The 24,188-nt window shown below is 42.9% G+C and carries 24 protein-coding genes; 10 read left to right on the top strand and 14 right to left on the bottom strand.

Annotation, left to right across the window (positions count from 1 at the left end; translation table 11 throughout):
* Positions 1-22 precede the first annotated feature (22 nt).
* A complete protein-coding gene (locus tag FLL46_RS07925; protein WP_142892951.1) occupies positions 23-286 on the bottom strand; it encodes a hypothetical protein in 264 nt (87 codons plus the stop codon).
* A 164-nt stretch (positions 287-450) separates the two neighbouring features.
* On the opposite strand from FLL46_RS07925, the gene FLL46_RS07920 reads away from it, so the two are divergent.
* Positions 451-678, top strand: coding sequence for an amphi-Trp domain-containing protein (locus tag FLL46_RS07920; RefSeq protein WP_142892950.1), 228 nt, complete (start codon positions 451-453; stop codon positions 676-678).
* 181 nt (positions 679-859) lie between these two features.
* Here FLL46_RS07920 and FLL46_RS07915 read toward each other — a convergent pair whose 3' ends face one another.
* The 4 genes from FLL46_RS07915 to FLL46_RS07900 form a co-directional block, all read right to left on the bottom strand.
* The gene (locus FLL46_RS07915; RefSeq protein ID WP_142892949.1) at positions 860-2,071 is read right to left on the bottom strand and encodes a DUF4097 family beta strand repeat-containing protein; all 1,212 of its coding nucleotides are present in this window, start codon (positions 2,069-2,071) and stop codon (positions 860-862) included.
* 64 nt (positions 2,072-2,135) lie between these two features.
* Complete coding sequence (locus FLL46_RS07910; protein WP_142892948.1) at positions 2,136-3,149, bottom strand: HEAT repeat domain-containing protein; 1,014 nt, start codon at positions 3,147-3,149, stop codon at positions 2,136-2,138.
* Between the two features lie 96 nt (positions 3,150-3,245).
* Positions 3,246-3,827, bottom strand: coding sequence for an RNA polymerase sigma factor (locus FLL46_RS07905; protein WP_142892947.1), 582 nt, complete (start codon positions 3,825-3,827; stop codon positions 3,246-3,248).
* Positions 3,828-4,257: 430 nt separating this feature from the next.
* Complete coding sequence (locus FLL46_RS07900) at positions 4,258-4,842, bottom strand: peroxiredoxin family protein (protein WP_142892946.1); 585 nt, start codon at positions 4,840-4,842, stop codon at positions 4,258-4,260.
* Between the two features lie 87 nt (positions 4,843-4,929).
* On the opposite strand from FLL46_RS07900, the gene FLL46_RS27835 reads away from it, so the two are divergent.
* The 3 genes from FLL46_RS27835 to FLL46_RS07890 all read left to right on the top strand — a co-directional run bounded on the left by FLL46_RS27835 (position 4,930) and on the right by FLL46_RS07890 (position 6,615).
* Positions 4,930-5,061 (top strand): hypothetical protein, encoded by a 132-nt coding sequence (locus FLL46_RS27835; protein WP_281281953.1) that lies wholly within the window; start codon positions 4,930-4,932, stop codon positions 5,059-5,061.
* A 27-nt stretch (positions 5,062-5,088) separates the two neighbouring features.
* Positions 5,089-5,673 (top strand): TetR/AcrR family transcriptional regulator, encoded by a 585-nt coding sequence (locus tag FLL46_RS07895; RefSeq protein WP_142892945.1) that lies wholly within the window; start codon positions 5,089-5,091, stop codon positions 5,671-5,673.
* A gap of 72 nt (positions 5,674-5,745) precedes the next feature.
* Complete coding sequence (locus FLL46_RS07890; protein WP_142892944.1) at positions 5,746-6,615, top strand: alpha/beta fold hydrolase; 870 nt, start codon at positions 5,746-5,748, stop codon at positions 6,613-6,615.
* A gap of 25 nt (positions 6,616-6,640) precedes the next feature.
* On the opposite strand, the gene FLL46_RS07885 is transcribed toward FLL46_RS07890, so the two are convergent.
* From FLL46_RS07885 to FLL46_RS07875, 3 genes are all read right to left on the bottom strand, one after another.
* Entirely contained in the window at positions 6,641-7,666 is a 1,026-nt protein-coding gene (locus tag FLL46_RS07885; protein ID WP_168204089.1) for a sensor domain-containing diguanylate cyclase, read from the bottom strand.
* A gap of 132 nt (positions 7,667-7,798) precedes the next feature.
* Positions 7,799-8,320, bottom strand: coding sequence for a carboxymuconolactone decarboxylase family protein (locus tag FLL46_RS07880; protein WP_142892942.1), 522 nt, complete (start codon positions 8,318-8,320; stop codon positions 7,799-7,801).
* A 27-nt stretch (positions 8,321-8,347) separates the two neighbouring features.
* A complete protein-coding gene (locus FLL46_RS07875; protein ID WP_142892941.1) occupies positions 8,348-8,737 on the bottom strand; it encodes a hypothetical protein in 390 nt (129 codons plus the stop codon).
* A 209-nt stretch (positions 8,738-8,946) separates the two neighbouring features.
* Here FLL46_RS07875 and FLL46_RS07870 point away from each other — a divergent pair, with 209 nt between their 5' ends.
* Complete coding sequence (locus FLL46_RS07870) at positions 8,947-9,861, top strand: AraC family transcriptional regulator (protein WP_142892940.1); 915 nt, start codon at positions 8,947-8,949, stop codon at positions 9,859-9,861.
* A 22-nt stretch (positions 9,862-9,883) separates the two neighbouring features.
* Here FLL46_RS07870 and fadA read toward each other — a convergent pair whose 3' ends face one another.
* Entirely contained in the window at positions 9,884-11,050 is a 1,167-nt protein-coding gene (gene fadA / locus FLL46_RS07865; protein WP_342779780.1) for an acetyl-CoA C-acyltransferase FadA, read from the bottom strand.
* Positions 11,051-11,094: 44 nt separating this feature from the next.
* The gene (gene fadB / locus FLL46_RS07860; protein ID WP_142892938.1) at positions 11,095-13,239 is read right to left on the bottom strand and encodes a fatty acid oxidation complex subunit alpha FadB; all 2,145 of its coding nucleotides are present in this window, start codon (positions 13,237-13,239) and stop codon (positions 11,095-11,097) included.
* Between the two features lie 331 nt (positions 13,240-13,570).
* On the opposite strand from fadB, the gene pepQ reads away from it, so the two are divergent.
* From pepQ to FLL46_RS07845, 3 genes are all read left to right on the top strand, one after another.
* Positions 13,571-14,893 (top strand): Xaa-Pro dipeptidase, encoded by a 1,323-nt coding sequence (gene pepQ, locus FLL46_RS07855; RefSeq protein WP_142892937.1) that lies wholly within the window; start codon positions 13,571-13,573, stop codon positions 14,891-14,893.
* Positions 14,894-14,978: 85 nt separating this feature from the next.
* Positions 14,979-15,590 carry a YigZ family protein gene (locus tag FLL46_RS07850; protein ID WP_142892936.1) on the top strand — a complete coding sequence of 204 codons (612 nt, stop codon included), beginning with the start codon at positions 14,979-14,981 and terminating at the stop codon, positions 15,588-15,590.
* On the top strand, positions 15,572-15,952 hold the full coding sequence (locus FLL46_RS07845; protein ID WP_142892935.1) for a SirB2 family protein: 381 nt from the start codon (positions 15,572-15,574) through the stop codon (positions 15,950-15,952). The genes FLL46_RS07850 and FLL46_RS07845 overlap by 19 nt, the downstream gene beginning before the upstream one ends.
* Before the next feature lie 45 nt (positions 15,953-15,997).
* Here FLL46_RS07845 and FLL46_RS07840 read toward each other — a convergent pair whose 3' ends face one another.
* Positions 15,998-16,894, bottom strand: a complete 897-nt coding sequence (locus FLL46_RS07840) for an acyltransferase (protein WP_142892934.1) — start codon at positions 16,892-16,894, stop codon at positions 15,998-16,000.
* A gap of 269 nt (positions 16,895-17,163) precedes the next feature.
* On the opposite strand from FLL46_RS07840, the gene ubiK reads away from it, so the two are divergent.
* Positions 17,164-17,412, top strand: a complete 249-nt coding sequence (gene ubiK, locus FLL46_RS07835; protein WP_142892933.1) for a ubiquinone biosynthesis accessory factor UbiK — start codon at positions 17,164-17,166, stop codon at positions 17,410-17,412.
* A 79-nt stretch (positions 17,413-17,491) separates the two neighbouring features.
* On the opposite strand, the gene FLL46_RS07830 is transcribed toward ubiK, so the two are convergent.
* The 3 genes from FLL46_RS07830 to FLL46_RS07820 form a co-directional block, all read right to left on the bottom strand.
* The gene (locus FLL46_RS07830) at positions 17,492-19,210 is read right to left on the bottom strand and encodes a putative bifunctional diguanylate cyclase/phosphodiesterase (RefSeq protein WP_142892932.1); all 1,719 of its coding nucleotides are present in this window, start codon (positions 19,208-19,210) and stop codon (positions 17,492-17,494) included.
* Positions 19,211-19,542: 332 nt separating this feature from the next.
* Entirely contained in the window at positions 19,543-20,994 is a 1,452-nt protein-coding gene (locus FLL46_RS07825; RefSeq protein ID WP_142892931.1) for a coniferyl aldehyde dehydrogenase, read from the bottom strand.
* 96 nt (positions 20,995-21,090) lie between these two features.
* Positions 21,091-21,933, bottom strand: coding sequence for a 2-keto-4-pentenoate hydratase (locus FLL46_RS07820; protein ID WP_142892930.1), 843 nt, complete (start codon positions 21,931-21,933; stop codon positions 21,091-21,093).
* A gap of 47 nt (positions 21,934-21,980) precedes the next feature.
* On the opposite strand from FLL46_RS07820, the gene uvrD reads away from it, so the two are divergent.
* On the top strand, positions 21,981-24,134 hold the full coding sequence (gene uvrD, locus FLL46_RS07815; RefSeq protein ID WP_142892929.1) for a DNA helicase II: 2,154 nt from the start codon (positions 21,981-21,983) through the stop codon (positions 24,132-24,134).
* Positions 24,135-24,188: the final 54 nt, after the last annotated feature.

The following is a 24,188-nucleotide window of genomic DNA, read 5'->3' as shown; positions in this document are numbered from 1 at the left end:
TTAATCAATTCAGGCTGTGCGGTTACTTTCGGCAGCGTTCGAGCGCTTCTTTAAACTTTAGCGCGGTTTCCTGGGCTTCCTTATCCGGGCAGCCAGCAATGATCCCAAATGCGCCAGAAATTCCGACCACTTTACCGCGTTTTCCCAAGCTTTTTTGCGCCTGTTTTACCGGATCCATTCCAAGCTCCAGGCTAACGCCTAATTTGCCAAGTATGTGTTTAGCCGCTTGCTCCAGCGTACCGAAAGCTTCAACTGAGCGATCGAAGGTATCATAAAAAAATAACATGCATTTCCCCTTAAGACTCTCTATTTTTCTCGTTTTGATAAACAGAGGAATAATATCGACAAGATTAAAAAGTATAGTTTATTATAGAGGTAACATTGTAGTTAGTTGTTTCTCTCAGAAACACCATAAGCAGGCCCTAAAATACCAACAAAAAGGAATGAAAGATGGCAGAGAAAAATGATAGAGATTTTGAGAAAGAGTATTCTACGCAAGAAACAGTTGAAAAATTAAGGCGTCTTGCCGATTGTCTTGAACAAGGTAAAGCTTTTGAGATTATGGTTGGTGGAGAGCGTATTTACGTTCCGCTTCGGGCAACCTTTAATATCGAGCATGAAAGAGAAGGTGGAGAAGAAGAGCTAGAATTCCAATTCAAGTGGTCTGTGGCCCATTAATATTTGGAATTGAAAATTCGTATTGTCGTTTAATTCGGGTTATTACGCCTGAATGATTAAACCTGTCAAAATCTGTACCTGAGACTTTAATTTCACAGCCAGAGCGACCTAATAGGTCGCTCTGGCATATTGAGGTTGAACTAATTTAGTATAGCTGATCGAGTTGATGAGTTTATCCGTTTCAATCATCAATCATTTTGATGTGAATATCGCCATTTGTGGTAGTTAAATTGATCTTGTCACCACCGCCGTTAATATCTCCCCTGGCAGAAATTCGATTGCTATTCTCTCCCTTAATGGTCAGCGGAAAATCAGAGTAAATACGATAGTCGCGCCTTGCATTTCGAGTTATTTTTAATGAGGCTGAAACGCTACCGGCTAAACTTTTCGGTATGCGTAGTTCTAGCGTTCCACCGTTGGAATGAAGGTCAATATGAGTGTCCAAACTATTGTCATCGGCAATCATTTCAGCTTCGATTCTACCGCCGTTAGTTGATGCTTCAATATAACCGCGGGCTTGTAAAACTTTGATACTGCCGCCGTTGGTTTCGGCAATGACCGGGCCACCGCTGCTACCAACATAAATACCTCCACCAGAGGTATCGACATTAACTTTCCCTTTGCTGCCTTCTACTTTGATAGATCCACCAGAAGTTTCTGCCTTGACGTCACTTTCAGCCATACCGATACGAATGCTCCCGCCAGAAGTGTCAACGTCGACCTTTCCGTTAACCGGACCAATCTTGATACTCCCGCCAGAAGTTTCCGCCGTCACATCATTGCCACCTTGCTCTAATCCGATACTACCGCCTGACGTATCGATTGATGAGGTGCCCTTCACTTTACCTAATCGAATACTACCGCCAGAAGTATTCACTTTGAGATTACCGTCAACATCACCAACCTTAATACTGCCACCGGAAGTATGAGCGTCAACATTGCCTTCGGAAACATTGCCGATTTTAATGCTGCCACCACTGGTGTTAACTTTAACATCGCCACTGATGTCTTTCACACCAATAGAGCCACCACCGGTTTTCAGGTCCAGGTTAAATTGTTCAGGAACAGTAATGATAAATTTAACGGAGACACGATTATTCCATTCGCCTTCACCTTCAACCAGAATATTGTTGCCTTTTTGATCAAAATTAACCGAGAATTCATTCAGGCGCTCCTGATTTCTAGCACTTTTTTCTACAGTTATTTTAACTTCGTTTTTATTCCAGGTATCGACTCTGATTGAACCTTCGTCACTTTCTAAGGTTAAAGTGCCTCCGGCATCGACGGAAAATGTTTTATCGATATCCTGACTTGCGCTTTTGGCGGGCATCGTTAGTAGCGTGCCCAGTAAAACTGCAGCCAGATAAGCGAGTTTTTTTGCTGCGTGATTCATATGTTCCTCATTCAAAATTGATTAATAATTAAAGTTAAATTTGTAATTGTTAAACCTGATATTGCTAAATCTGTGTCGTCTCATCGGGACTTTTTTCAACTGGCAACTGAGTGTTATTTTTATTGTCATTAATGACGCGTTTTGAAAAGTCACGAATGTATTGGTTACTATCTTTCAGGCTATAGCTTTTTAATGTTTCTATCGTTTTCTGATCATCCAGATGCTGGATTAGCGCTTGAAACGCCGCTACTCTGATTCCTGAATTTATATCGCTGCTAAGGGCTTGTCTTAAAACCTCTCTGACTGCTTCATTATCAGATAACTTTGCAAGAGATTCAGCTGCTGCCATGCGAACACCTGGATTGGGATCGTTGAGCAAGCTGTAACTGAGTGCATCTTTTACTAAAGATCTGTTGCCTTGATCCTTAAGCGCCTCAATGATATCCAGTCGGGTAGAGTCACTGACGTCGTTTTTAATACTGGCGGCTAACAAATTTTGTATCTCAGGATCAGTAATACTTCCCTGAACTTGCGCCTTCGAAGCCAGGGAATAAACCACTTTCACTTTATCACTCTGGGGTTCTAATTGTTTGAGTTGTAAATCAACAATCTCGTAGTTATCACTTTCAATTAACTGAAGTGGGCTTCTTAACTCGGTATGGCTTGCCAGTGGTTCACCTGAAATTGATTCGGTGCTATTTGATTGCGCCAGCAAAAAACCGAAAGAAAAAGTCAATAACATGCCAACAAGTTGTGCACCAAAGCTAACGGGTTGTGACCAAAGTGCTTGTAGCATATTTTTAATGCGGCTAGATAATGTTCTTTGACGGTTGGATTCTTTGCGTAATCTTTTTTGCAATGACCACTGGACGGCGTGAAGTCTATCGTCATTAATAACCGGCTGAGTGCCGCCAGGCATTAATTTATCGAATGCGTTTTGTTGTTCAAAAAGCTTCTTCAATTCAACTTCAGATTGAAGTCGTTGTTCAAATGCTTGCCGTTGTTCGGCGCTCAAGTCGCCATAAATATACGCCAGGATTAGCATTTGATCATCGTTGATATTTTGATTGTCATTCATCGGTATTACTCTTTCATACAATTTCTTTTATAGAAGGCTGGCGCATTCGTTGATGCTTGAGCTTCATAATCGATTGAGCAGTTCAACACTAGCATTTTATCCAATAAAACTTTGTAATTGACTACGCATTTTGTCACGCGCACGAAACAGGTAACTTTTAACACTTCCCTCACCGCAACCCATAATTTGTGCGGCATCAACAATCTTTATTTCTTGTTGATGGCATAGTACAAAAGCGATTTTTTCTTTATCACTTAAGCTTGCCAGCGCCTTGTTTATTGCTTTGCTTAATTGGTCGTTAGACAACTGAGCCTCCGGGTTACTTTCTGAGCCATATTGTTCGTACCCTGAGATGCTGGTATTTTCATCATTCTGCGGGTCGTAAAAAGTAATGAGTCGATTAATTTTACTTTTCAACTTGCGCCGGCTACTAATCGCGGTATTGACCAGAATCCGGTATAACCAGGTACTAAATTGACTGTCTTTACGAAACTTGGGAAGTGCTCTAAATGCATTGATCATGGCGTCCTGATAGATATCTTCTGCATCATCAGGACTTGCCGCAAAACCCGCCGCAATACTCAGCATTTTCCTCTCTGTTCCGTTGATCAACTGCTCAAATGCGCTGACATTGCCTTGTTGAGCAGCTTCAATCAAATCTTTTTCAATACTTTCCAATTGGCCTGTTGTCCCATTCCCCTAGTGAGTTTTTATAATAGAGCTGAACCAATATAAAATGACAGCGTAAAATCGGCTATTTTGATGTCTGATGTCGTTGCTCATTTTGCCCGTAGGTTAACTATGCGCTGCAATGAGCGCCTAATCAGCCACCAAAATCTCTCGATTTTCTTAATGTCATTTTATATTGGTTCAGCTCTATAGAGATTATTGGCTCAGTAGTTAGTTTTATGTGCTTATTAACTTAGATGGAATGGATGAAGGTTTGGTTGGCGAGGATTCTGAGATTAATATTTTTTAGTAAAAAGTTATTTAATTTCAATGAGATAGTAGGGGTTTTAGTTGCTGGAAGAATAAATGTAGGTAACTGTAAGCCAACCCCGCCTGGAAAAATCAGCAGGGTTGGCAAATACTCAGCGCCAGGCGGTTTCTATGATGATTTAGATGAGGATTTTTCTTTCAACCACTGATACAACGCATCAGGTTTTACTCGCATCTTATAACCTTGATAAAAGTATTTGTGCGCCAATGTGCCATCGGGATTGATGATCATAATACCGGGAAAAGGGATCCCATAGTGTCGCGAGCCCGGTTGATAATCGGTGTTTAGTACTTTGAATGCCTGCATTGTCCGGCTTTCTTTATCTGCCAATAACTTAAATTTTATTTGTTCGCTTTGTTTAAACGTCGCTAAGATTTGTGGCGAATCATAAGAAATGGCAGCCACTTCATAACCTAGCCCGGATAATTTGTCATTCCATTGATTAATTTCGGCCAGGTGCTTTTTGCAGTAAGGACACCAATCTGCGGAACGAAAAAAAACAAGTACCAGACCTTTTGAGCCAGAGAGTTGAGCTAACTTTTGTGGATTTTCCTGGCTGTCAACAGCCATTATTTCCGGGACTTTTTGATTAACAGAAACACCAGTTTCAATAGGCTGAAGCTGGTTTGCGGTTATATTCTGGTTGAAAACAGCTAATAAAATGGCTGTGCATACGATAAAAACCCTGAGCATAAACTGACCTTTATTGATGATATTTATATTGATTGTGAGTCGCTTATGACGAGTAATTGTTCAATTTGTTACAACGCGCAACTACGAATGTCTAATCTAGCTTTAAAAAATAGAACGACCGTGCTATTATGGTTTTGCCCGGCAACAGCGTCATGGGTTAATCTGATTGAGTTTCAAATTGATAACCTGATTGACGCACTAATCAAGTCAGCAGGCTAGATTAGCGTGATTAAGTAAGACGATTAGATGAATAAAGCAGCCCAAACAAGACAGATTATATTGACTGAAGCCCTGAATATGGCGACTCATACCTGTCTGAGTGATGTCACGATAGGTGCGCTGGCGCGTTCGGCAGGATTATCTAAAAGCGGATTGTTTGCACACTTTAACTCTAAGGAAAATTTACAGGTTGCAGTGATTGAGTATGCCAGTGAATTATTTGCGCAGCGGGTGATAAAGCCGGTTGATCAATCGTTAGGGCCGGTTGGCCAGATCAGAGAGCTCGCCAATAATTGGTTAAACTGGTTTGATGGTTACGCACGTAGTTGTATTTTTATTGTGGCAACTGTTGAGTTTGATGATCAACCGGGGCCGGTACGGGATGTTATATTTCAGCAGTTGAATCGCTGGGTTAATTATCTCGAAAAAATAACCGAGGCGGCGATTGCCCAAGGAGAGTTTCAACCTGACACAGATGGTAAACAATTTGTGTATGAGCTTTATTCGCTTTACCAGGGAAGCCATATGTTCCATTGGTTGAAAAAAGAAGATGAGCAACGAACACGATTTCATACGGCCTTTAATAATCTGATAGAGAAACATATGAATTAAAAGTTTTCGTCATTTTTTTTGAAACTAAATAGCACGATCGTGCTTTTATTGAGAGTTATAAAAGGTAATATTATGAGTAGCAAAATTTATTTTTCTAATAATCAAAGTCGAAGTTTTTCCTGGTGGTTAACACGCGCGTTGACTTCTTTTATTTTGTATTTACCTCAAAAACAAAGTCTGCGAATGGGTAAAAAACTGTTATTAAAGCCCGTTCGCAGAACGGTGAAGAATGTGCCGTCTAATATGCAATTGGAGCGTATTGTTATCCCTGAAGGTGAAATTCAGTTATATAAACGGGGGCAGGGTCCGATTGTGTTGTTGAGTCATGGTTGGTCGGGCTCAGCCAGTCAGATGTTTCCACTGATGGAGAAAATCTCAAAGGCGGGTTATCAGGCGGTTGCATTTGATCAATTGGCTCACGGCCGAAGTAGTAGTGACGAAGCCAACCTTTTTCTTTTTATCAAAACCATGCGGCACCTGGTTTCTCATTTTGAAAACAGGCATAGGATTGAGGCAGTTGTTTGTCACTCAATGGCGGCAGCGGCGGCGCTAAATGCAATCACTAATCCCTATCCAATGTTACTGATTGCACCTGTATTTGACTTTCTTAACTCATTATTTGAAAAAGTGGTTGAGAGTGGCGTTCCTAAACAATTATTGGTCAATGTTCTGAATGATCTGGAGAAACAGCATGATATGAAAATCAGTCAGATCGATCCCAGAGACAAAGTTAAAAATTATCCTGGCAATATCCATATTGTCCACGACCGAGGAGATCGCTTTACACCGCATTCAATAAGCGAAACTATGTCGCAAAAACATCAACAAGTGAACTTGGTTTCTACCAATGATCTTGGGCATGGGCGGATCATTAATTCTGATGAAACCTGGCAGGTTTTTACCGATATGATAAATGAGCAACAAATGAAAGTTGCCAATTAACTGGCCAAAAAAAGAGAACAATTGATCAACTTCTGTTGTTGTGGATCTTTTTCTCTTTTTTCAATTTCATCATGATTGAGTCGGCCTGTTCGATCAGTTTTTTTAATTCCCGGATGGTTTTTATTTTTGCGGCTTTTCCACCTAAACTGATTGAAAGAGGTATCGATTTATCTTTGGAAACTAAAGAAACTATCGTGTCCTTTGTTGCCTGATTCAATCTTTGAATTAATTTTTCCATATCTTGTCGACGTTCAATTGCGGCTACGACTACAAACTCATCACCACCAACTCGAGCAGCAATATCATGGCTGCGTAAAACAACAGATATGGTTGTTGCACTCGCCTTAATCATTTTATCTCCGATATCATGACCGAAGTTATCATTCACTGATTTAAGATTGTCCAAGTCAACATATAGCACCGCGATATCCAGCTGGTTTCTATTAGCGATTGAAATTATGTGCTTCGAAGCTTCCAATAACCCTCTGCGATTATAAAGACCTGTCAGGTCGTCTAGCACGCTAAGTGACTTTAACTTTTGTGTGGTGTCAATTAGCTTGAGTTCAAATTCGATGATTTCTTTAAAGTTTTCCAGTAAAGTGTAGTACTCATCCGAATAGTCTGTGGTAACGCGCTCCAATACGCACAGAGTTCCAAAAACGCGTCCATCAGGCCAATTGAGCGGAACACCAAGGTATGAACGAAACCCCTCTTTAGTCCATTCGGGATTATCTTCCCAGCGACCATCTTGTTCGGCATCTTTAACATACAGCGATTTGTTTTTTTGGACGACATGGTGGCAATAAACATTACAGTCCAGTGGCACGCTGTCTCCATAAGAATAAGGATTTTCTTGATTACTGCTGCTGGCTAAGACTTCTAAGCCTTTTTCATTAGCATGGGTCAGCATCACGCTTGGCGCGGAAAAAAGGCGAGCGATTGTGTCTATTAGTTTTTGCCAACGGGTTAACTTAAGATCTTCCAGAGTTAGTTCGTTAAAGGGCAAATGATTGTAAGGCAGGAAGTTTCGTGTTTGTGGTGATTCATCCATATAGATTACCTCGATAACTAGTGACGAATTAATCATCCAATGACGCGAGATATTTTAGTATTATAGTCTATCACTTGATAGGCATTTTTCCTTTCTATTGTTTACTGATATTTAGCCAGCTCCTGGCTGGCGTTATCTGGATTTGAAAAAAGTAGAATCAGTCATATGATTGGCGTAGTTACTCAAGTTTTTTAAACTAACACCAATAATCACATCCAGCGCTTGTTCAAATTGGTATCCTGCAGCTAGAAAAAAGTTGAGCGGTTCGCCATAAACTTTACCTCTCAGTGTTACCACGTGTCGAGTGAAGTCTGCTAATGCATTTAGCTTGGGGTCATCAAGCGGTTTTGATTGCTGAATTGCTTCAACTGTAGCGTGATCTAAACCAATTATCTGTGTTGAAATAAAAGATTCGGTAGAAAAACAAAAGTCACACTGATTGGCAATGCAGGTTGTTAACAAAACGATTTGCTGCTCTTTAGCATTTAAACTACTTTTCTCAAATGTCTTAGCGAGAGAAATATATGCTTCGAGAGCAACGGGAGACTCTGAGAGGTTGGCATACCAGTAAGGAGTAAACCCAAGGTGACTTTGAATTTTTTTCAAAATCACCTTGGGGTCCTCAGGAGCATTCTTGTTTAAAACATCACTCATATTGAGCTTCTAACTCATTTCTGTCAGTTATTTAATGGTATCAATGTCATACCAGGGAGTCGGGTTTATTGGGCAACGAAAGCGAACGCCATCACTACCAATTTTAACCTTTGAAATTCTAGTTTGACCGGGCTCTAATGGAAACATATCGAGGTTAGTTTTAGTGGCTAAATCCTGGATCTGAAAACCAACGAGTTTCTTCGCTTTGTTGGTGATGACAAATTCATAGGTTCCAGCCTTTAAACTGGCCAATGTTTCTTTGGCTGCAAAATAGCCATTAAATTCGTCAAGGTGAATGACAGTGACACCATCTTCTCGAGTTTGCGGTGTTTCCGCAAAAGCTTGACCACTCAAACCAAATGCAATTAATAAAATAACGGCAGATTTTGAAAGGAAAGTTTTTAACAGGTTCATCATATTGTCCTTTTTTCAGTGCTTAAAATAATGTTTAGATAAACATTATGGTTAAAATCATATTTGTTCAGTTAGCTGCCTCAGTAATAGCTGCGCTCACTAAACAACGGCTAACGGAGTTAATTTATCTCCTAAGTCATGGTTGTATTGGAGACACAGGAACACTATATTCGAATGACGTTTAATTAGATGTGCTCAACAATGCGGGTTTTATGTCCGATAGTCCAAACAGGCTTTTTAATCATCCTGATGCGTTAAGTTCCCTGCTATTGCGTCTTCAACTTAAGGCTGAGGTATACGTGAATGGCGATTTTTGTGGTTCATGGGCCGTTGATACTTCAGGTAGCCGTCGTATCCCTTTCCACCTGGTCAGTGTGGGCAAGGCCTGGCTGCATATGGACGGAGTAAAAGCGCAACAACTCTATGCCGGTGACTTGGTGATTTTTCCCCGTGACCATCAGCATGTTTTGTCCAATTCATCCTCTCGTCCAGCCGTAGAGCTGGTAAATAGTGAACAATTTGACGAAACTGGCCCGATTACCCATTTAATCTGCGGTTTTTTCGAATTTGAAAATAAAGCAGTATGGCCGTTATTAGACTCTCTTGCGCCGGTCATTGCGCTGGATCTCAACGAACAGAGCAAGCAACCAAATGCCCAAAAACTGATCGAGTTGATTGTCAGTGAGCTGGAACGCGCGCAACCGGGTCATTATGCGGCAGTTGATCAGTTAGCCTATTTGCTTTTTATTGAAGTGTTACGTCAGCAGATTACTTGTGGGCAGTTGAATAGTGGTCTTTTGGCGGCATTGTTTGACAGTAAAGTTAGCCGGGCGCTGGCAAGTATTCACAACCATCCTGAAAAAAAATGGACGCTGGAAACGCTGGCCGGCGAAGCGCTGATGGGTCGTTCTTCTTTTGCACAACACTTTTCCGAAAAAGTCGGTATGCCTGCAATGCAGTACCTCGCAACGTGGCGTATGCAGACGGCGACCCAATTGCTCCGCGAAACTGAAGTCTCAATGGCGGAAATTGCTGAGCGTATTGGCTATGAATCAGAAGCGGCTTTTCGTAAAGCTTACAAAAAGGTCGTTGGTAAAACGCCGGGACAAGCCCGGCGTAATCAGTGAAATAACTTGCGGTAAGAACTTTTTAGATTCGCTCGAACACCGTTGCGATGCCTTGTCCCAAGCCAATGCACATGGTTGCGACACCGAGGGTTGCGTCTTTGCTTTCCATTAAACGTAATAAGGTGCCGCTAATGCGAGTACCGGAACAACCTAATGGATGACCGAGGGCTATTGCGCCGCCGTTCAGATTGACTTTGTCGTCCATCACATCCAGCAGCCCAAGATCTTTGAGTACTGGTAATGATTGCGCTGCAAAGGCCTCATTTAGCTCCCAAAGGTCAATATCGTTCGCTTGCAACCCAGCTCGTTTTAGTGCTTTTTGTACGGCTGGTACAGGGCCATATCCCATAATCGCTGGATCGCAACCGGCAACACCCATTGAACGAACTTTGGCAATGGGTTGTAAGCCTAGGGCGTCAGCTTTTTCAGCACTCATGATCAGCATGGCAGAAGCACCATCAGACAGCGCAGAAGCGTTACCTGCTGTGACAGTTCCTCGTGGATCGAATACAGGTCGCAACTTGCTTAATCCTTCAACATTGGTTTCCGGACGGATAACTTCATCGTAGTCAAACAACTTAAGCGCGCCGTCGGCATCATGACCCTCCATCGGCACAATCTCTTTGGCGAATGCCCCACTAGTGGTTGCCGCGTGAGCACGTTGATGAGAGCGTGCGGCAAATTCGTCTTGAGTGGTTCGATCAAACTGATGCAACTTGCCAAGTAACTCGGCTGTTAGTCCCATCATGCCCGAGCCTTTGGCAGAGTGCTTGGCAATTTGTGGCGCGAAATCAATACCATGAGTCATGGGAACATGCCCCATATGCTCAACGCCGCCAACGATAAAAATATCGCCATTATTGGTTTGTATCGCCTGGGTTGCACTATGAATCGCCTGCATGGACGAACCACACAAGCGGTTAACGGTTAGCGCCGCAACAGTATGTGGTAAATCGGTCATTAAAGCTGCATTCCGGCCAATATTAAACCCTTGCTCCAGCGTTTGCTGTACACAACCCCAGATCACATCTTCAACTTCTGCAGGGTCAATTGACTTGTTTCGATCTAAGATTTCCTGCATTAACTTCGCGCTCATCACCTCGGCACGGACATTTCTAAACATACCGCCTTTGGAACGACCCATCGGGGTTCTGATAGCATCGACGATGACTACATCTTTCATTTTCATTTCTCCCGGATTCTTTGCAAAATCGTAATTTTTCGCGGTATTAGTTAAGCGCCATAAAATGTTTTGTTATCTGCGGCCATGGTCTTAAGCAATTCAGGCACAGCATAGCCAACGCCCAAATCTGCATATTTTTCAGCAGCGGCGACCACATTTGCCAGGCCGAGTTCATCAGCATACTTTAACGCGCCGCCACGGAACGGTGGGAAGCCCAGTCCGAACAGTAACGCCATATCACACTCAGCGGCAGTATCGACAATCCCTTCTTCCAGACAGCGGACCACTTCGAAAATCAATGGCAGCATCATACGTTCGATTATTTCCTGATTATCGAACTCTTTGGCAGGTGTGCCGATGAGATCAAATATGTTTTCATCAACAATTTTCTTTGGTCGGCCTTTCTTATCTTTTTCATAAGTATAAAAACCGCTGCCAGACTTCTGACCGTATTTATCGGCTTTGAATAATACTTCAACAGCGTCACCTTCGATGGCGCTCATGCGGTCAGGGAAACCGGCGGCCAACACGTCAACGCAGTGATAGGCTGTATCAATTCCAACCACGTCTAGTAGGTAAGCAGGACCCATCGGCCAGCCAAAGCCCGCCATGACCTTGTCGATTTGGCGGAAATCAGCGCCGTCCTTGAGCAGCAAACTAAAGCCGCGGAAATAGGGGAATAACACACGATTCACGTAAAAGCCGGGGCAATCTTTAACAACCACGGCGGATTTGCCCATGGCCGATGCGTAAGCAACCGTTGCTGCAACTGTTTCGTCTGTTGTTTTTTCACCACGTATGACTTCAACTAGCGGCATTTTATGAACCGGGTTGAAAAAGTGCATGCCGCAAAACTGTTCTGGACGTTTTAGATTTTTCGCCAGAAGATCGATTGAAATCGTTGAGGTATTTGAGGTCAATATGGCATCTTCGCTAATCACGCCCTCGACTTCTTGCAGCACCGTATCTTTGACTTTTGGGTTTTCCACCACAGCTTCTACAACCAGGTCGGCGTGTTGCACGGCCGAATAATCTAAGGATGGTGTAATACTTGCAACGACTTTCGCCATTTTGTCTGCCGTCAATTTGCCTAATTGAACACCTTTGTTCAGTATTTTGATGGCTTCATTCATTCCCAGATCGAGTGCAGCAGTGTTGATGTCCTTCATTACCACCGGGATGCCTTTGCTGGCAGACTGGTAAGCAATACCGCCCCCCATAATACCGGCGCCGAGTACCGCTGCTGATTCGACTTTTTTGTTTGCTGTTTTTGCTGCGACTTTGGCTTTTTTCTTCAGCAGTTGATCATTCAGAAATATTTGAACCATGGCGCTAGCTTGTGAAGTTTGGCATACATTCACAAAGCCTTCGTGTTCTTCTTTCAGCGCTTCGCGGGCCGGCATTTGAGCGGTTTCTTCAATAACCCTGATAGCTTCCATGGGGGCGGGGTAGTGTGGTAACGCTTTGGCGCCAACGACACCTTTGGCGGTAGTGAAGGCCATGGTACTTTCAAGTTTGTTCAGTTTTAGCGGTGCCTGCTTTTCTGCTCTGCGAGCTTTCCAATCGAGCTTGCCTGACGCGGCATCTTCAACCATTTGTAGCGCGACTTCTCTCAATTTTTCTGGTTCGGTGACAGCGTCAATGGCGCCAAGTTTCAATGCATTTTCAGGTTTGTGGGGCTTAGCCATGGCAATCCACTCAATAGCATTATCGCTACCAATTAGACGAGGTAATCGAATTGTGCCGCCAAAGCCTGGAATAAGACCAAGTTGTGTTTCTGGCAATCCAACTCTGGCAGTTGATGAGGCCACCCTGAAATCGCAGGTCAACGCCATTTCAAATCCACCACCCAGAGCAAAGCCGTTAATTGCACAAACAGTCGGGAAAGGTAAATCTTCATAGCCCGAAAATATCGCACCGGCTTCAACACACCATTTGACCATCTGCTCGCGGGGCTCGGCGAACATTGATAAAAACTCAGTAATATCTGCACCAACGATAAAAACCGGCTTTGGGCTTGTTGCGATTGCACCGCGCACGCCATCGGTGTTGTTTAAGCGATCGATAACTTCCGCCCATTCCTTCAAAGTCGAGTTATCAAACTTGTTGACTGATTCGTTTTTGTTATCAAAGATAACTTCAGCAATGCCATTGTCCAGCATTTGACACTGAAGTGATTGACCGTCATAAATCATGGGTTACTCCATTGGTTAATATGTCGTTTTGTCGTCTAGTTTAAGCGATTTTCTGATCTGGATCTTTCATTCTAAACGCTGAAGATTGCACGAGTATAACAGGTTTGACCAGTATTTAAACAGATGTTTGAATTTATCCCATAATGAGGTTTTAATCAATAAGCTAAGTGCTTACTATAGCTTGTGTGTCGCTTAATTCAGCTTGTTGGGCCAATGGAAAATTTCCTTATTTTCATATGTCATTGAATCGGTAATATAAAATCTATAAGATGGCTTTCACGCAAAATCGGGCTCAAGCCCTTCATATAATAGTTATTAACAGGTTGTTGTTGTGTCAAATTTAGCCAATCTTTATGGTCCTCATCTAACAGAGCTGTTGGCGCGCCATCGCCAATTAATGCAGCAAAATGATATCGCGTACCTGGTGATCCCTTCCGGGGAGCCAATCCGTATTTACCTGGATGATATGGACTATCCATTTAAGTCGAGCTTTTTATTTCGCACCTACGTTCCCCTGACAGAGCTTCCCCATAGTTACCTGATCATCGGACACGAAGGCAAGCCGACCCTGGTTTATTTCCAGCCGGAGGATTATTGGCATGTTGCCCCGTCTGATCCCGAGGGTATCTGGCCTGAACATTTTGATGTGAAAGTGATCTCTTCACAAAATCAGGCATCGCAGTTTTTACCAGAGAATAGTGAGAATGTGGCGGTTTTAGGTCAACCAACTGATATAACCAGCCAGCTTTCAAAAGCACAAATCAATCCACCGCAGTTGCTGAATTCAATTTATTGGCAAAGGGCCTATAAGACTGATTACGAAATTGCCTGCATGAAGCTCGCAAATGAAAAGGCGGCCTATGCCCATAAAACTGCCGAAGAGGCTTTTCGGGCCGGTAAAAGTGAACAACAAATTCATCTGGCATATGTGGAAGCCACCGGAATGATGGAACACCAGATGCCTTACAGTAATATTGTCGCTCTAAATAACCATGGGGCGGTGTTGCATTACACCGAGTGCGATTCAGTTGCACCCAAACAGATGAAATCATTTCTGATCGACGCCGGTGTGAGCGTGAATGGCTATCATTCAGACATCACTCGAACTTATTCTTTTCAAAAAGACGAATTTGCTGATTTAATAGAAGCAATGGATGAAATGCAACGAGGGTGCATTGATTCAATTCAAACCGGACAACCTTATCTCGATCTTCATGTGGCGGCTCACCTGAAGATTGCCGAGATTATTCAAAGGTTTGGATTGGTTGATATGTCGCCAGAAAGCATGCTGGAAAGCGGCGTTTCAGCGACTTTCTTTCCCCACGGTCTCGGGCATTTAATTGGTTTACAGGTTCATGATGTCGGCGGTCAGTTTGGCGATGAAATGGGAACCGCTAATCCTCCGCCAGAGGCTCACCCATTTTTGCGTAGTACTCGCAACATGGAGCCTGGTGTTGCTTTTACGATTGAGCCTGGTTTGTATTTTATCGAGTCTTTACTCAAGCGACATCGTGACAGTAATCATGCCAGTGCTTTTAACTGGGATAAAATTGAGTCGTTTATGCCATATGGCGGCATTCGAATTGAGGATGATATTGTGGTTCAGGACGAAGGAGTGCTGAATTTAACCCGCGATGCATTTGCGAAGCTGTAAAGGTCGAGTTTGTGTTGGTTCTGAAGTTTTTGTCCGAGGTTGATAAACAAGTTTTAAACAGAACCGAGATGTCAATATAAAGCTTATGCCAACTTATAATGTTCCAGCGCAATCCGTCGAAGTTGAAGAAGTGATAAAGAATAGTCAATTTATCACGCGTCTACATCATGTAGTGACTGCTGAAGCGGCCAAGGCTTTTATTAAAAAGTTGAACCAGGATTACCCTGACGCCACTCATCACTGTTGGGCTTATATTGTTGGCAATCCTCGCTCAACAACTTTAATTGGTTGTAGCGACGATGGTGAACCCTCAGGCACTGCGGGCAAACCTATGTTGAACGTGTTACAACACGCGGATATTGGCGATATTGTTGCGGTATGCACTCGCTATTATGGTGGAACCAAATTAGGGACGGGTGGTTTAACGCGCGCATACGGTGGCGGTGTTAAGTTGGCACTGGAGAGTTTACCGACTAAAGAGAAAATTGATTACGATAAAATCTCTTTTGAGATTGAATATTCGCAATTGAAAGATTGCGAACATTTGATGAAAGGTTTTCAAATTGAAAATCTTAAAATTGATTACCAGACTAAAATCACTGTTGAACTTGAGATTGCCTGTGAAGAAGTAGAAGAATTTAAGCTGGCAATGGATAACAAATTTAAAGGGCAAATTGAGTGGATTACTACAGCTTAGCTAAACATATTCATATGACGGCCGCAGGCTTGTCGTTTTTAGGGTTTTTAATTCGCGGTTACTGGATGCTGACAGGCAGTGGCTTGTTATATAAGAAACCGGTCAAAATACTGCCGCACATCATTGATACCTTATTGTTAGCAGCAGCAATTTACCTGGTTGTGGTTTCTTCTCAGTATCCCTTTGTGGTGAATTGGGTTACCGCCAAAGTGCTTTTATTAATCGTTTATATTGTTGCCGGAACCATCGCGTTAAAACGTGGCAGAACTAAAAAGAAAAGAGTAGCTGCTTTCTTTGTTTCGGTTATTTCAATTTGCGCTATTTTTGCGATTGCTGCGACCAAGCCTGCGCTAAACTTCTGATCGAATGGTTGTCAGGCTTTCGCATTTAATCATCTTGCTAAGGGGTTAATTAACTTTATTTAGCGAAAGCTTAGCGTCTTTATCAGTCCATATTTGATTGACCCATTGTTGGACATTGCGTCTGATATTCGGGTCTTCAATGTAGTTACCTTTGACTTCAGCAGGGATCTCAATCAGTTCTGCTTCAAGCTTGATTTTTCGAACTCTGCCGCATAAAAAATCCCAGAAGCTAAAATTATCGTTCTTCGGATAAGTAATGGTGATGTTGAGTACTTTGTTGATTTCGTTACCCATCAAAGTTAACACATAGCCGATACCGCCTGTTTTGGGTTTCAGCAGGTTTTGATAAGGCGAGCTTTGTTTTTGATGTTTTAACGGGGTAAAGCGGGTTCCTTCGGCAAAATTCATGATAGAAATTGGTATCGATTTAAACTTTTCGCAAGCTTTTTTGGTGGTTTCAAAATCCTTACCCTTTTTGTGAGGGTTCTTTTTGATATAGGATTTTGAGTAGCGTTTCATAAATGGAAAGTCCAGCGCCCACCAGGCGATGCCCAGTACTGGAACCCAAAAAAGCTCTTGTTTGAGGAAAAATTTCAAAAACGGAATCTTACGGTTGAAAGTCTGTTGTAGCGCTAGTATGTCTACCCAGCTTTGGTGATTTGCTATGACCAGATACCAGTCATTGGTGGATAGCCCATCGGGTAGGTGCACTTCCCACTCAATAGGTTTGCTCAATTTATTGATGACGGTGTTCACCGAAATCCAGCTAGAGGCGAAAAAGTTCAGCAAATAGTTAAACACCACGGCCATTGCTTTTATCGGTACGAGCAATTTTAAGATCGCCACGACTAAGATGGGCACAAACCAGAAAAAAGTATTGATTGTGTGAAAAAACAGGGAAAGAGCCCCTACTAGTGGCGCTGGTAAAATTCTAGCTAACATATAACGGTTGTATCCTTATAATTTCGCGCCAATTATACGCATTTATCCGCAATCTCCCAACAAATCCCAATTGAAACTTAAGATTGTGCTTTGACGCTAGTCTTTATGCCTTGCAGTAGCTGGCTGGGAAGCCATTACGGGATTACTCAGGCGAAAGGTTTTTAGGTTGATTGGCCTATGGTAGAATTGCGGTAAGAATTGACCTGTATAGAGCGCCACAAAAGCAGGTGTTGAAAAATTTCTGCGCGAGAACTAATAAGAGAAAGTCTATGATCGATGTTAAAAAAATTGATGAGATCGCTACTAAATTGAATGATGCGATACCACCTGGCGCAAAAGCATTTCAGGAAGATATGCACGCCCAGTTTAAACAGATTTTACAAACCATGCTGTCTAAGATGGATATTGTGACCAGGGAGGAGTTTGATGTGCAAACCAAAGTATTAGCTAAGACTCGGCAAAAAATTGATGATCTGGAAAAAGCGATTGCCGCGCTGGAAGAAAAGCAGGGGCAGTAAACAGTTCGGTAGTTGAAATTTTTCAGATTGCTTATTGATTACTTAGTTTCGTAGGCGCAATGCAGCACCTCATTGAATGTTAGACCAATCTTTTTCTAGCTTTATTATGCTGTTCGAAGCGGTTAACAACGAACGTTTCAAACTCGTTGATTGGCATAGGTTTCGCGAAATAATAACCCTGGATAAAGTCACAACCGATTCGCTTTAAATGTGAAAGTTGCCCTTTTTGCTCGACGCCTTCTGCCACCACTTTGATGCCGAGTTTGTGGGATAAGTCAACCAGAGACTCTACGATCGCAGAGTCCCTTTTGTCTTCCACCAAATGATCGATAAATGCCTTATCGATTTTGAGAATATCTGCAGGAAAATTTTTCAGGTAACTGAGGGAAGAATAACCTTTACCGAAATCGTCGAGGGCGACCGAAATTCCGATTTCCTTTAGTTCTGAAAGCAGGTAACTATTGTGCTCGACATGCTCGATCATTATATCTTCAGTAAGTTCAACTTCCAGGTTGTGTGCGTCGAGAGAACTGGCTTGAAGTGCCAGGTAAACATTTTCTTTCAAGTTACCTGTTTTAAAATGTGCGCCTGAAATATTGACCGAAAAGCGGAGTTGTCCATAAGTGTCTGTAAATTTCTTGGCTAGCTGGCAAACCTGATTTAACACCCAACCTTCGACTCCCACTAATAAACCGAGATCTTCCAGTAATGGAATAAAGACTGCCGGCGAAATAAATCCATATTTAGGATGGTTCCATCGCAACAAAGCCTCGGCTCCGGCTACATGATCTGAATGGGATAACATTTGTGGTTGCAGGTGAATATCAAACTCGCCATTAATCAGGGCACGCCTTAAATTTTTCTCAAGTTCCAGTTTTAACCGTGCTTGCTTGTTAAGCTCTCGAGTAAAAAAATGATAAGTATTTCGTCCGAGTTCTTTCGCTTTATAAAGTGCAGAGTCGGCATTCTTTAAAAGTGTTTCAGGTTCAATACCACATTCAGGGAAAGTGGCGATCCCCATGCTGGCGGAAATGAATAATTCGTGTTGTCGAACTTCGAAGCCAGGCTCCATCGCCTTTTGTATTTTTTGCGCGATAGTGATGATATTTCGGGTTGGGCCGGTGTTTTCCATTAAAATCGCAAACTCGTCGTTGCCAAAACGTGCCACAATATCGGTTTCTCGAACGCAGGTTGTTAGCCGCTCGGCAACTTGTACTAAAAGAATATCGCCAATGTCATGACCCAGTGAGTCGTTGATTAATTTGAATTTATCTAAGTCGATAAATAGCACTGCAAACTGACGGTCGTTTCGTTTCGCGATGCTAATTGAGTGTTCAAGGTGTTGATACAGCAGGTAACGGTTGGCAAGGCCGGTTAGTTGATCGTGAGTTGCCATATGGGCTATTTTAGATTCTGCCTTGCGACGTCTGATGGCGTGTTGAATGGTTCTGTCTAGAAAGGTGCTTGTGAGTTCATTTTTTGGTAAGCAATCATCGGCTCCCAGTTGCATGACCTGCTGGTCAACTTTGATATCAGATTGGTCGGTGAGATAAATAATTGGCTGATGAAACTGTAATTTGAGCGCTGACTTTAAGATATCGATAGACCCACGTGGCCCTTCGAATTGATTTTCGGATTGCCCCAGAAGAAGGATATCGAATCGCAAATTTTCGAATTGTGTTGCGTCAAACTGATTGAGACACTGAAGTTGGTAAGTTTCGGTGACTGTTTTTGACAACTTCTTTTCTATATCTAGAATGTCCTTATCACGACTTTCTATCATTAAAACTTTTATCATCAACTGCTATTTCTGCTACTAATGGGCTCTTCTTACTTAAACCTGTTTAAGTATAGGCAGAAAAATGCAGGCTCAGTTAAATTTTCGAAGGTAAACTGAGTAATTCAATCATTAGTGGTTATAAGGCGTTGCAGGAAACTCATAAGAAGAATTTTTGATATTTAAACTGTTAACGGTGTCTAATTTTTTTATCGAGTAAATTTATTTGGTATTGAGATAATTGCGCTGAATAAGCTTTTTCGCGCTACTTAAATCGCCGAACAAATGAGTTTCTTTTACTCTGCTATGCCTAAAGTTGATCTAATCGAACTTTTAAATCTGTAACCGAAAAACTAGCGCAGATACCATCGATAAATAAGACGATGCACCAAATTTCCATAGGGAGGAAATGCCATCTTCGCTGAATTAAAGCGACCCCGTTTAAAAATAGATTTGGCTTTTGAAAATGTGAGAAAGCCTTCTCGGGCATGGTAACTTCCCATTCCCGATGGACCAATTCCGCCAAAGGGTAGGTCGTCCTGGCCGACATGTGTCACCGTATCGTTGATACATACACCGCCGGCATGGGTGTGCCTTAATACCTGATTTTCTAAGCGCTGGCTTAGCGTAAACAAATAAAGTGCTAAAGGTCTGGGTTGAGAATGAACTATTTGAATGGCCTGTTTAAGATCCTTGTAGGCAATGATTGGCAGGATAGGACCGAAAATTTCTTCCTGCATAATAGTCATTGATGTGTTTACTTTTGTGACCAGCTGCAGAGGCATTGACCGTTGACGGGATTCTCCCGGTTCTGCCAGTGAAATTATTTCCGCGCCTTTTTCCTGGGCATCCTTTAGCCAGGATTTTAACCTTGCGTGTTGGGCATCATTAACAATAGAGGTGTAGTCGCCGTTATCAATATCAGGATATAACTGTTGAAAACGAGTTTTAAATGCCGAGATTAATTCATCGAGTTTATCTTCGGGGCATAAAATATAGTCAGGTGCCACGCAAGTTTGTCCCGCGTTTAAACATTTACCATAGAGAATTCTCTCAACAGCAAAGTCTGCAGTGACATCGGGAGCAACGATCGCGGGAGACTTGCCGCCAAGTTCCAGTGTAACCGGTGTTAAATTTTCGGCTGCTGCTGCCATGACTTTTTTTCCGACGTTGGTTGAACCGGTAAACAACAGGTGATCGAAAGGTAATTGAGTAAACTCCGCTGCAACATCGGCTCCCCCCTCAATCATGCAAACTTCATCGACGGAAAATGCGTCCTCAATAATTTCGTTCAGCACGCGATTTCCATAAGGACAATATTCAGAAGGTTTGATCATGGCGCGATTACCTGCGGCAATCGCAGCGATCAATGGACCCAAGCTTAAGTAAACAGGGTAATTCCATGGTGCCATGATTCCCACTACGCCCAGTGGCTGATACATGATTCGAGCCTGAGCCGGTTGAAATAACATGGCGACTGAGCGTTTTTCCGGTTTCATCCACTCCCGCAGATGTTTGATGGTGTGATCAATATTGAGCACCGTCGGTAAAATATCGGCTAACAAGGTTTCATCAAAAGAACGACACCCGAAGTCAGCAGAAATCGCCTTCACCAATTTGTCCTGGTGCTTAATAATTGCTTTTCTCAAGGCGACAAGCTGTTGTTTGCGAAGCTTTTCTTCAGGGAAAGGCGATTCTCTAAACGCACGTTGTTGCAGTTCAAATATCTCGCGCGATTTTTGAAGTTGCTGCTTATTATGAGCTTCTTGTGGATCGAGGGTTTCGAAATTTCCTTGAGTGTGCATGTGCGATTACCTGATAGTGGATTATTTACACCGTATTGAGTTTATCAATCATCAGCCAGGTTAAAGTGTGATTGATTCGTCAATGTTCGTCACGCCCTAGTGAACAGTAAATTGTATTTGTCCTAACTGGTCAAACTCTGCTAGATAATTTCCCGGTTGAGCAGGGATCATTTTTCCTAACGCACCAGTAATTAATAAATCACCTGCCGAAAGTTGGTGCCCCTGGCTAACTAGTTGATTGGTTAACCAGAGCAGTGCCTGCCATTGGTCACCGAGAGCGTCGATGGCTTTGCCATTGAATTGTACCTGATTGTCATGAGATAAACGGGTTGTAAGTTGGTTAATATTAACGATTTTGTTGAGTGGTTTTTTTTCACCAATAATAAACTGATGTGATGCAACATTGGCCGCAATTAAGTCTACTCCGGTGATTTTTTTTGGTTGTTCAAAACCAATATCTGGAAGCTCGACCACGGCGACCACTGATTCAAATGCCTGCTTTAGTTGAACGATGTCTTTGACAGGTTGTTTTATTGGTTTTGCCAGGATAAATCCTAGCTCGGTTTCCAGCATTAATTTACCCGCTGATTTTAAAGAAACTGTATGTGGATCAGCCACATGACCACTCGCAAATAATACGCCTGATAAAGCCTGACTAACATTGAACTTTTGTTGTCCTGCTGTAGAAGTCAGGCCCGCTTTATATCCGGCAATTGGATCTTTGCCGCTGCGAAGTTTTACGTACTTTTGTTGGACCTTGTATGCCTGGGACTCATTGGCTTGTGCCGCTGCTAGTGAATAATGTGGTGCAGCCAATTTTTGGGTGTGCGCAAGTAGTAGTTGTTGCGGAAAGTTTTCACTTGCCGCTGGCCAAACCCACGAAAGCAGGTAGAATAGTATTATTACTTGTTTAAGCACTAGTTGTTTGGTCACTGTCATTGTTGTTCTATGATTCCAAATGACTTCCCAATATACCGAATCAATTTATGGATGTCACACCAATTCTAGACGGCCTGAATAAGGCACAAAGAGAAGCTGTTACTGCTGATAATCAGGCGCTGTTAGTTCTTGCCGGTGCCGGTTCTGGTAAAACCCGCGTGTTGGTTCATCGGATAGCCTGGCTTATCGCAACCGAGAATATTTCTCCCCACGCAATTATGGCGGTTACCTTTACCAACAAAGCTTCTCACGAGATGAAAAACCGAGTAGAAAGCCTGTTAGGGCGATCAGCATCAAGTATGTGGATCGGCACATTTCACGGCCTGGCCCACCGATTGTTAAGAGCCCACGCGCGGGATGCGGAGTTGCCCGATACTTTCCAGATTCTGGACTCTGATGATCAGCTGCGAGTGATCAAACGGGTGATGAGGGAAATGAATCTTGATGATAATGAATGGCCACCCAAGCAGGCACAATGGTTTATTAACAAGCAAAAGGATGAAGGCAAAAGGCCTAAAGACATTCAGCATAACGGCGATTTATTTATCAGTACACATACCAAGGTTTACCACGCTTATCAACAAGCATGCGCTACTGGTGGATTAGTCGATTTTGCCGAGCTGTTGTTAAAAGCATTTGAGTTGTTGCGAGATAATCAGCATTTGCGCGAACATTATCAGGAGCGTTTTTTACATTTGTTGGTGGACGAGTTTCAAGATACCAATGGTATCCAGTATGCCTGGTTGCGCCTGATCTCTGCCAGTAATTGTGGTATTACCATCGTTGGTGATGATGATCAGTCAATTTATGGTTGGCGGGGTGCCAAAATTGAAAATATCCAGCGGTTTGACCGCGAATTCTCTGATGCGAAGACGATACGACTGGAACAAAATTACCGCTCTACAGGTACGATATTGAAAGCAGCCAATGCTGTCATCGCGAATAACCAGGAACGAATGGGGAAAAACCTTTGGACCGATGATAGTGAAGGCGAGCCGATTTCCTTGTATGCGGCATTTAACGAACAAGAAGAAGCAAGGTTTATGGCCGCGCGAATTGCTGATTGGCATCAGCAAGGTAACGCCTATTCTGAGTGTGCGATTTTGTATCGCTCTAATGCTCAATCGCGGGTGATTGAAGAATTTTTATTACAACGCCAGATCCCCTATCGAATTTATGGGGGACTAAAGTTTTTCGAACGTGCTGAAGTAAAAGATACCTTAGCCTATTTAAGATTGATGTATAACAATCAGGATGACGCGGCGTTTGAACGAGTGGTTAATACACCACCGAGAGGATTAGGTCAGAAGTCGGTAGAAAAAGTCAGGGAGATGGCGCGTATTGATCAATCGACTTTATGGGAGGCAGCCCAAAAAATTGTTGCAGAGTCAGCACTCACTCCGAAAGCAACTGCTGCTTTGAGCGGGTTTATCGAACTGGTTAAGCTCGGTTATGAAGAATTTCATCCATTGCCGCTTTCCGAACAAATACAATTGACCATCGAGTCAACCAACCTGATGGAAATGTACGCGAAAGAAAAAGGTGAAAAGGCGCTCGCCAGAAAAGAAAACCTGGCTGAATTAGCCAGTGCTGCAAGGGAGTTTGACGTCGAAGATTACCCTGATTTATCGCCGATGACTGCATTTCTGGCCCACGCATCCTTGGAAGCTGGCGACACACAGGCAGAGCAATACGAAGATTGTGTGCAGATGATGACGCTTCATTCAGCTAAAGGATTAGAGTTTCCGCTGGTTTTTATTGCCGGTATGGAAGAAAAACTTTTTCCTCATATGATGTCGATGGAAGAAGCGGATAAGCTTGAAGAAGAAAGGCGCCTGGCCTATGTGGGCATCACCAGGGCAATGAAAAAACTCTACTTGCTTTATGCTGAAAAGCGGCGCTTATGGGGCAAAGAAACTTATCCGGCAGTTTCTCGCTTTATTCGTGAAATACCGGCTCAACTTAAAGAAGAAGTCAGACTCAACTCACAACTTAGCCAGCCTGTTTTTGCCGGTGAGTCAGAGTCCGCTCAAGGCGCTAATGGTTTTAATTTAGGCCAATTTGTCGAGCACCCTAAGTTTGGTGTCGGTGTGATTCTCAATTACGAAGGTGAAGGCGCTCAGGCGCGTGTTCAGGTTAATTTTGATTCGGTTGGGGCGAAATGGTTGGTGTTAGCTTATGCGAAGCTGGAAGCATGCTAGCTGGCGACAATTCCGGTTGGCAGATTAAAAAGTAATCGTGTTGCAGAAAAGCGA

The organism is Aliikangiella coralliicola (genome assembly GCF_007004725.1).
Taxonomy (GTDB): domain Bacteria; phylum Pseudomonadota; class Gammaproteobacteria; order Enterobacterales; family Kangiellaceae; genus Aliikangiella; species Aliikangiella coralliicola.
Note: the sequence above shows the minus strand (reverse complement) of the source record. Positions and strands in the feature narration are given on the sequence as shown.

Bases quoted from the DNA above. Each gene is read 5' to 3' on its own strand.
- FLL46_RS07925 (WP_142892951.1), bottom strand. From the start codon at position 286: ATGTTATTTTTTTATGATACCTTCGATCGCTCAGTTGAAGCTTTCGGT.
- FLL46_RS07920 (WP_142892950.1), top strand. From the start codon at position 451: ATGGCAGAGAAAAATGATAGAGATTTTGAGAAAGAGTATTCTACGCAA.
- FLL46_RS07915 (WP_142892949.1), bottom strand. From the start codon at position 2,071: ATGAATCACGCAGCAAAAAAACTCGCTTATCTGGCTGCAGTTTTACTG.
- FLL46_RS07910 (WP_142892948.1), bottom strand. From the start codon at position 3,149: ATGAATGACAATCAAAATATCAACGATGATCAAATGCTAATCCTGGCG.
- FLL46_RS07900 (WP_142892946.1), bottom strand. From the start codon at position 4,842: ATGCTCAGGGTTTTTATCGTATGCACAGCCATTTTATTAGCTGTTTTC.
- FLL46_RS27835 (WP_281281953.1), top strand. From the start codon at position 4,930: ATGTCTAATCTAGCTTTAAAAAATAGAACGACCGTGCTATTATGGTTT.
- FLL46_RS07895 (WP_142892945.1), top strand. From the start codon at position 5,089: ATGAATAAAGCAGCCCAAACAAGACAGATTATATTGACTGAAGCCCTG.
- FLL46_RS07890 (WP_142892944.1), top strand. From the start codon at position 5,746: ATGAGTAGCAAAATTTATTTTTCTAATAATCAAAGTCGAAGTTTTTCC.
- FLL46_RS07885 (WP_168204089.1), bottom strand. From the start codon at position 7,666: ATGGATGAATCACCACAAACACGAAACTTCCTGCCTTACAATCATTTG.
- FLL46_RS07880 (WP_142892942.1), bottom strand. From the start codon at position 8,320: ATGAGTGATGTTTTAAACAAGAATGCTCCTGAGGACCCCAAGGTGATT.
- FLL46_RS07875 (WP_142892941.1), bottom strand. From the start codon at position 8,737: ATGATGAACCTGTTAAAAACTTTCCTTTCAAAATCTGCCGTTATTTTA.
- FLL46_RS07870 (WP_142892940.1), top strand. From the start codon at position 8,947: ATGTCCGATAGTCCAAACAGGCTTTTTAATCATCCTGATGCGTTAAGT.
- fadA (WP_342779780.1), bottom strand. From the start codon at position 11,050: ATGAAAATGAAAGATGTAGTCATCGTCGATGCTATCAGAACCCCGATG.
- fadB (WP_142892938.1), bottom strand. From the start codon at position 13,239: ATGATTTATGACGGTCAATCACTTCAGTGTCAAATGCTGGACAATGGC.
- FLL46_RS07850 (WP_142892936.1), top strand. From the start codon at position 14,979: ATGCCAACTTATAATGTTCCAGCGCAATCCGTCGAAGTTGAAGAAGTG.
- FLL46_RS07840 (WP_142892934.1), bottom strand. From the start codon at position 16,894: ATGTTAGCTAGAATTTTACCAGCGCCACTAGTAGGGGCTCTTTCCCTG.
- ubiK (WP_142892933.1), top strand. From the start codon at position 17,164: ATGATCGATGTTAAAAAAATTGATGAGATCGCTACTAAATTGAATGAT.
- FLL46_RS07830 (WP_142892932.1), bottom strand. From the start codon at position 19,210: ATGATAAAAGTTTTAATGATAGAAAGTCGTGATAAGGACATTCTAGAT.
- FLL46_RS07825 (WP_142892931.1), bottom strand. From the start codon at position 20,994: ATGCACACTCAAGGAAATTTCGAAACCCTCGATCCACAAGAAGCTCAT.
- FLL46_RS07820 (WP_142892930.1), bottom strand. From the start codon at position 21,933: ATGACAGTGACCAAACAACTAGTGCTTAAACAAGTAATAATACTATTC.
- uvrD (WP_142892929.1), top strand. From the start codon at position 21,981: ATGGATGTCACACCAATTCTAGACGGCCTGAATAAGGCACAAAGAGAA.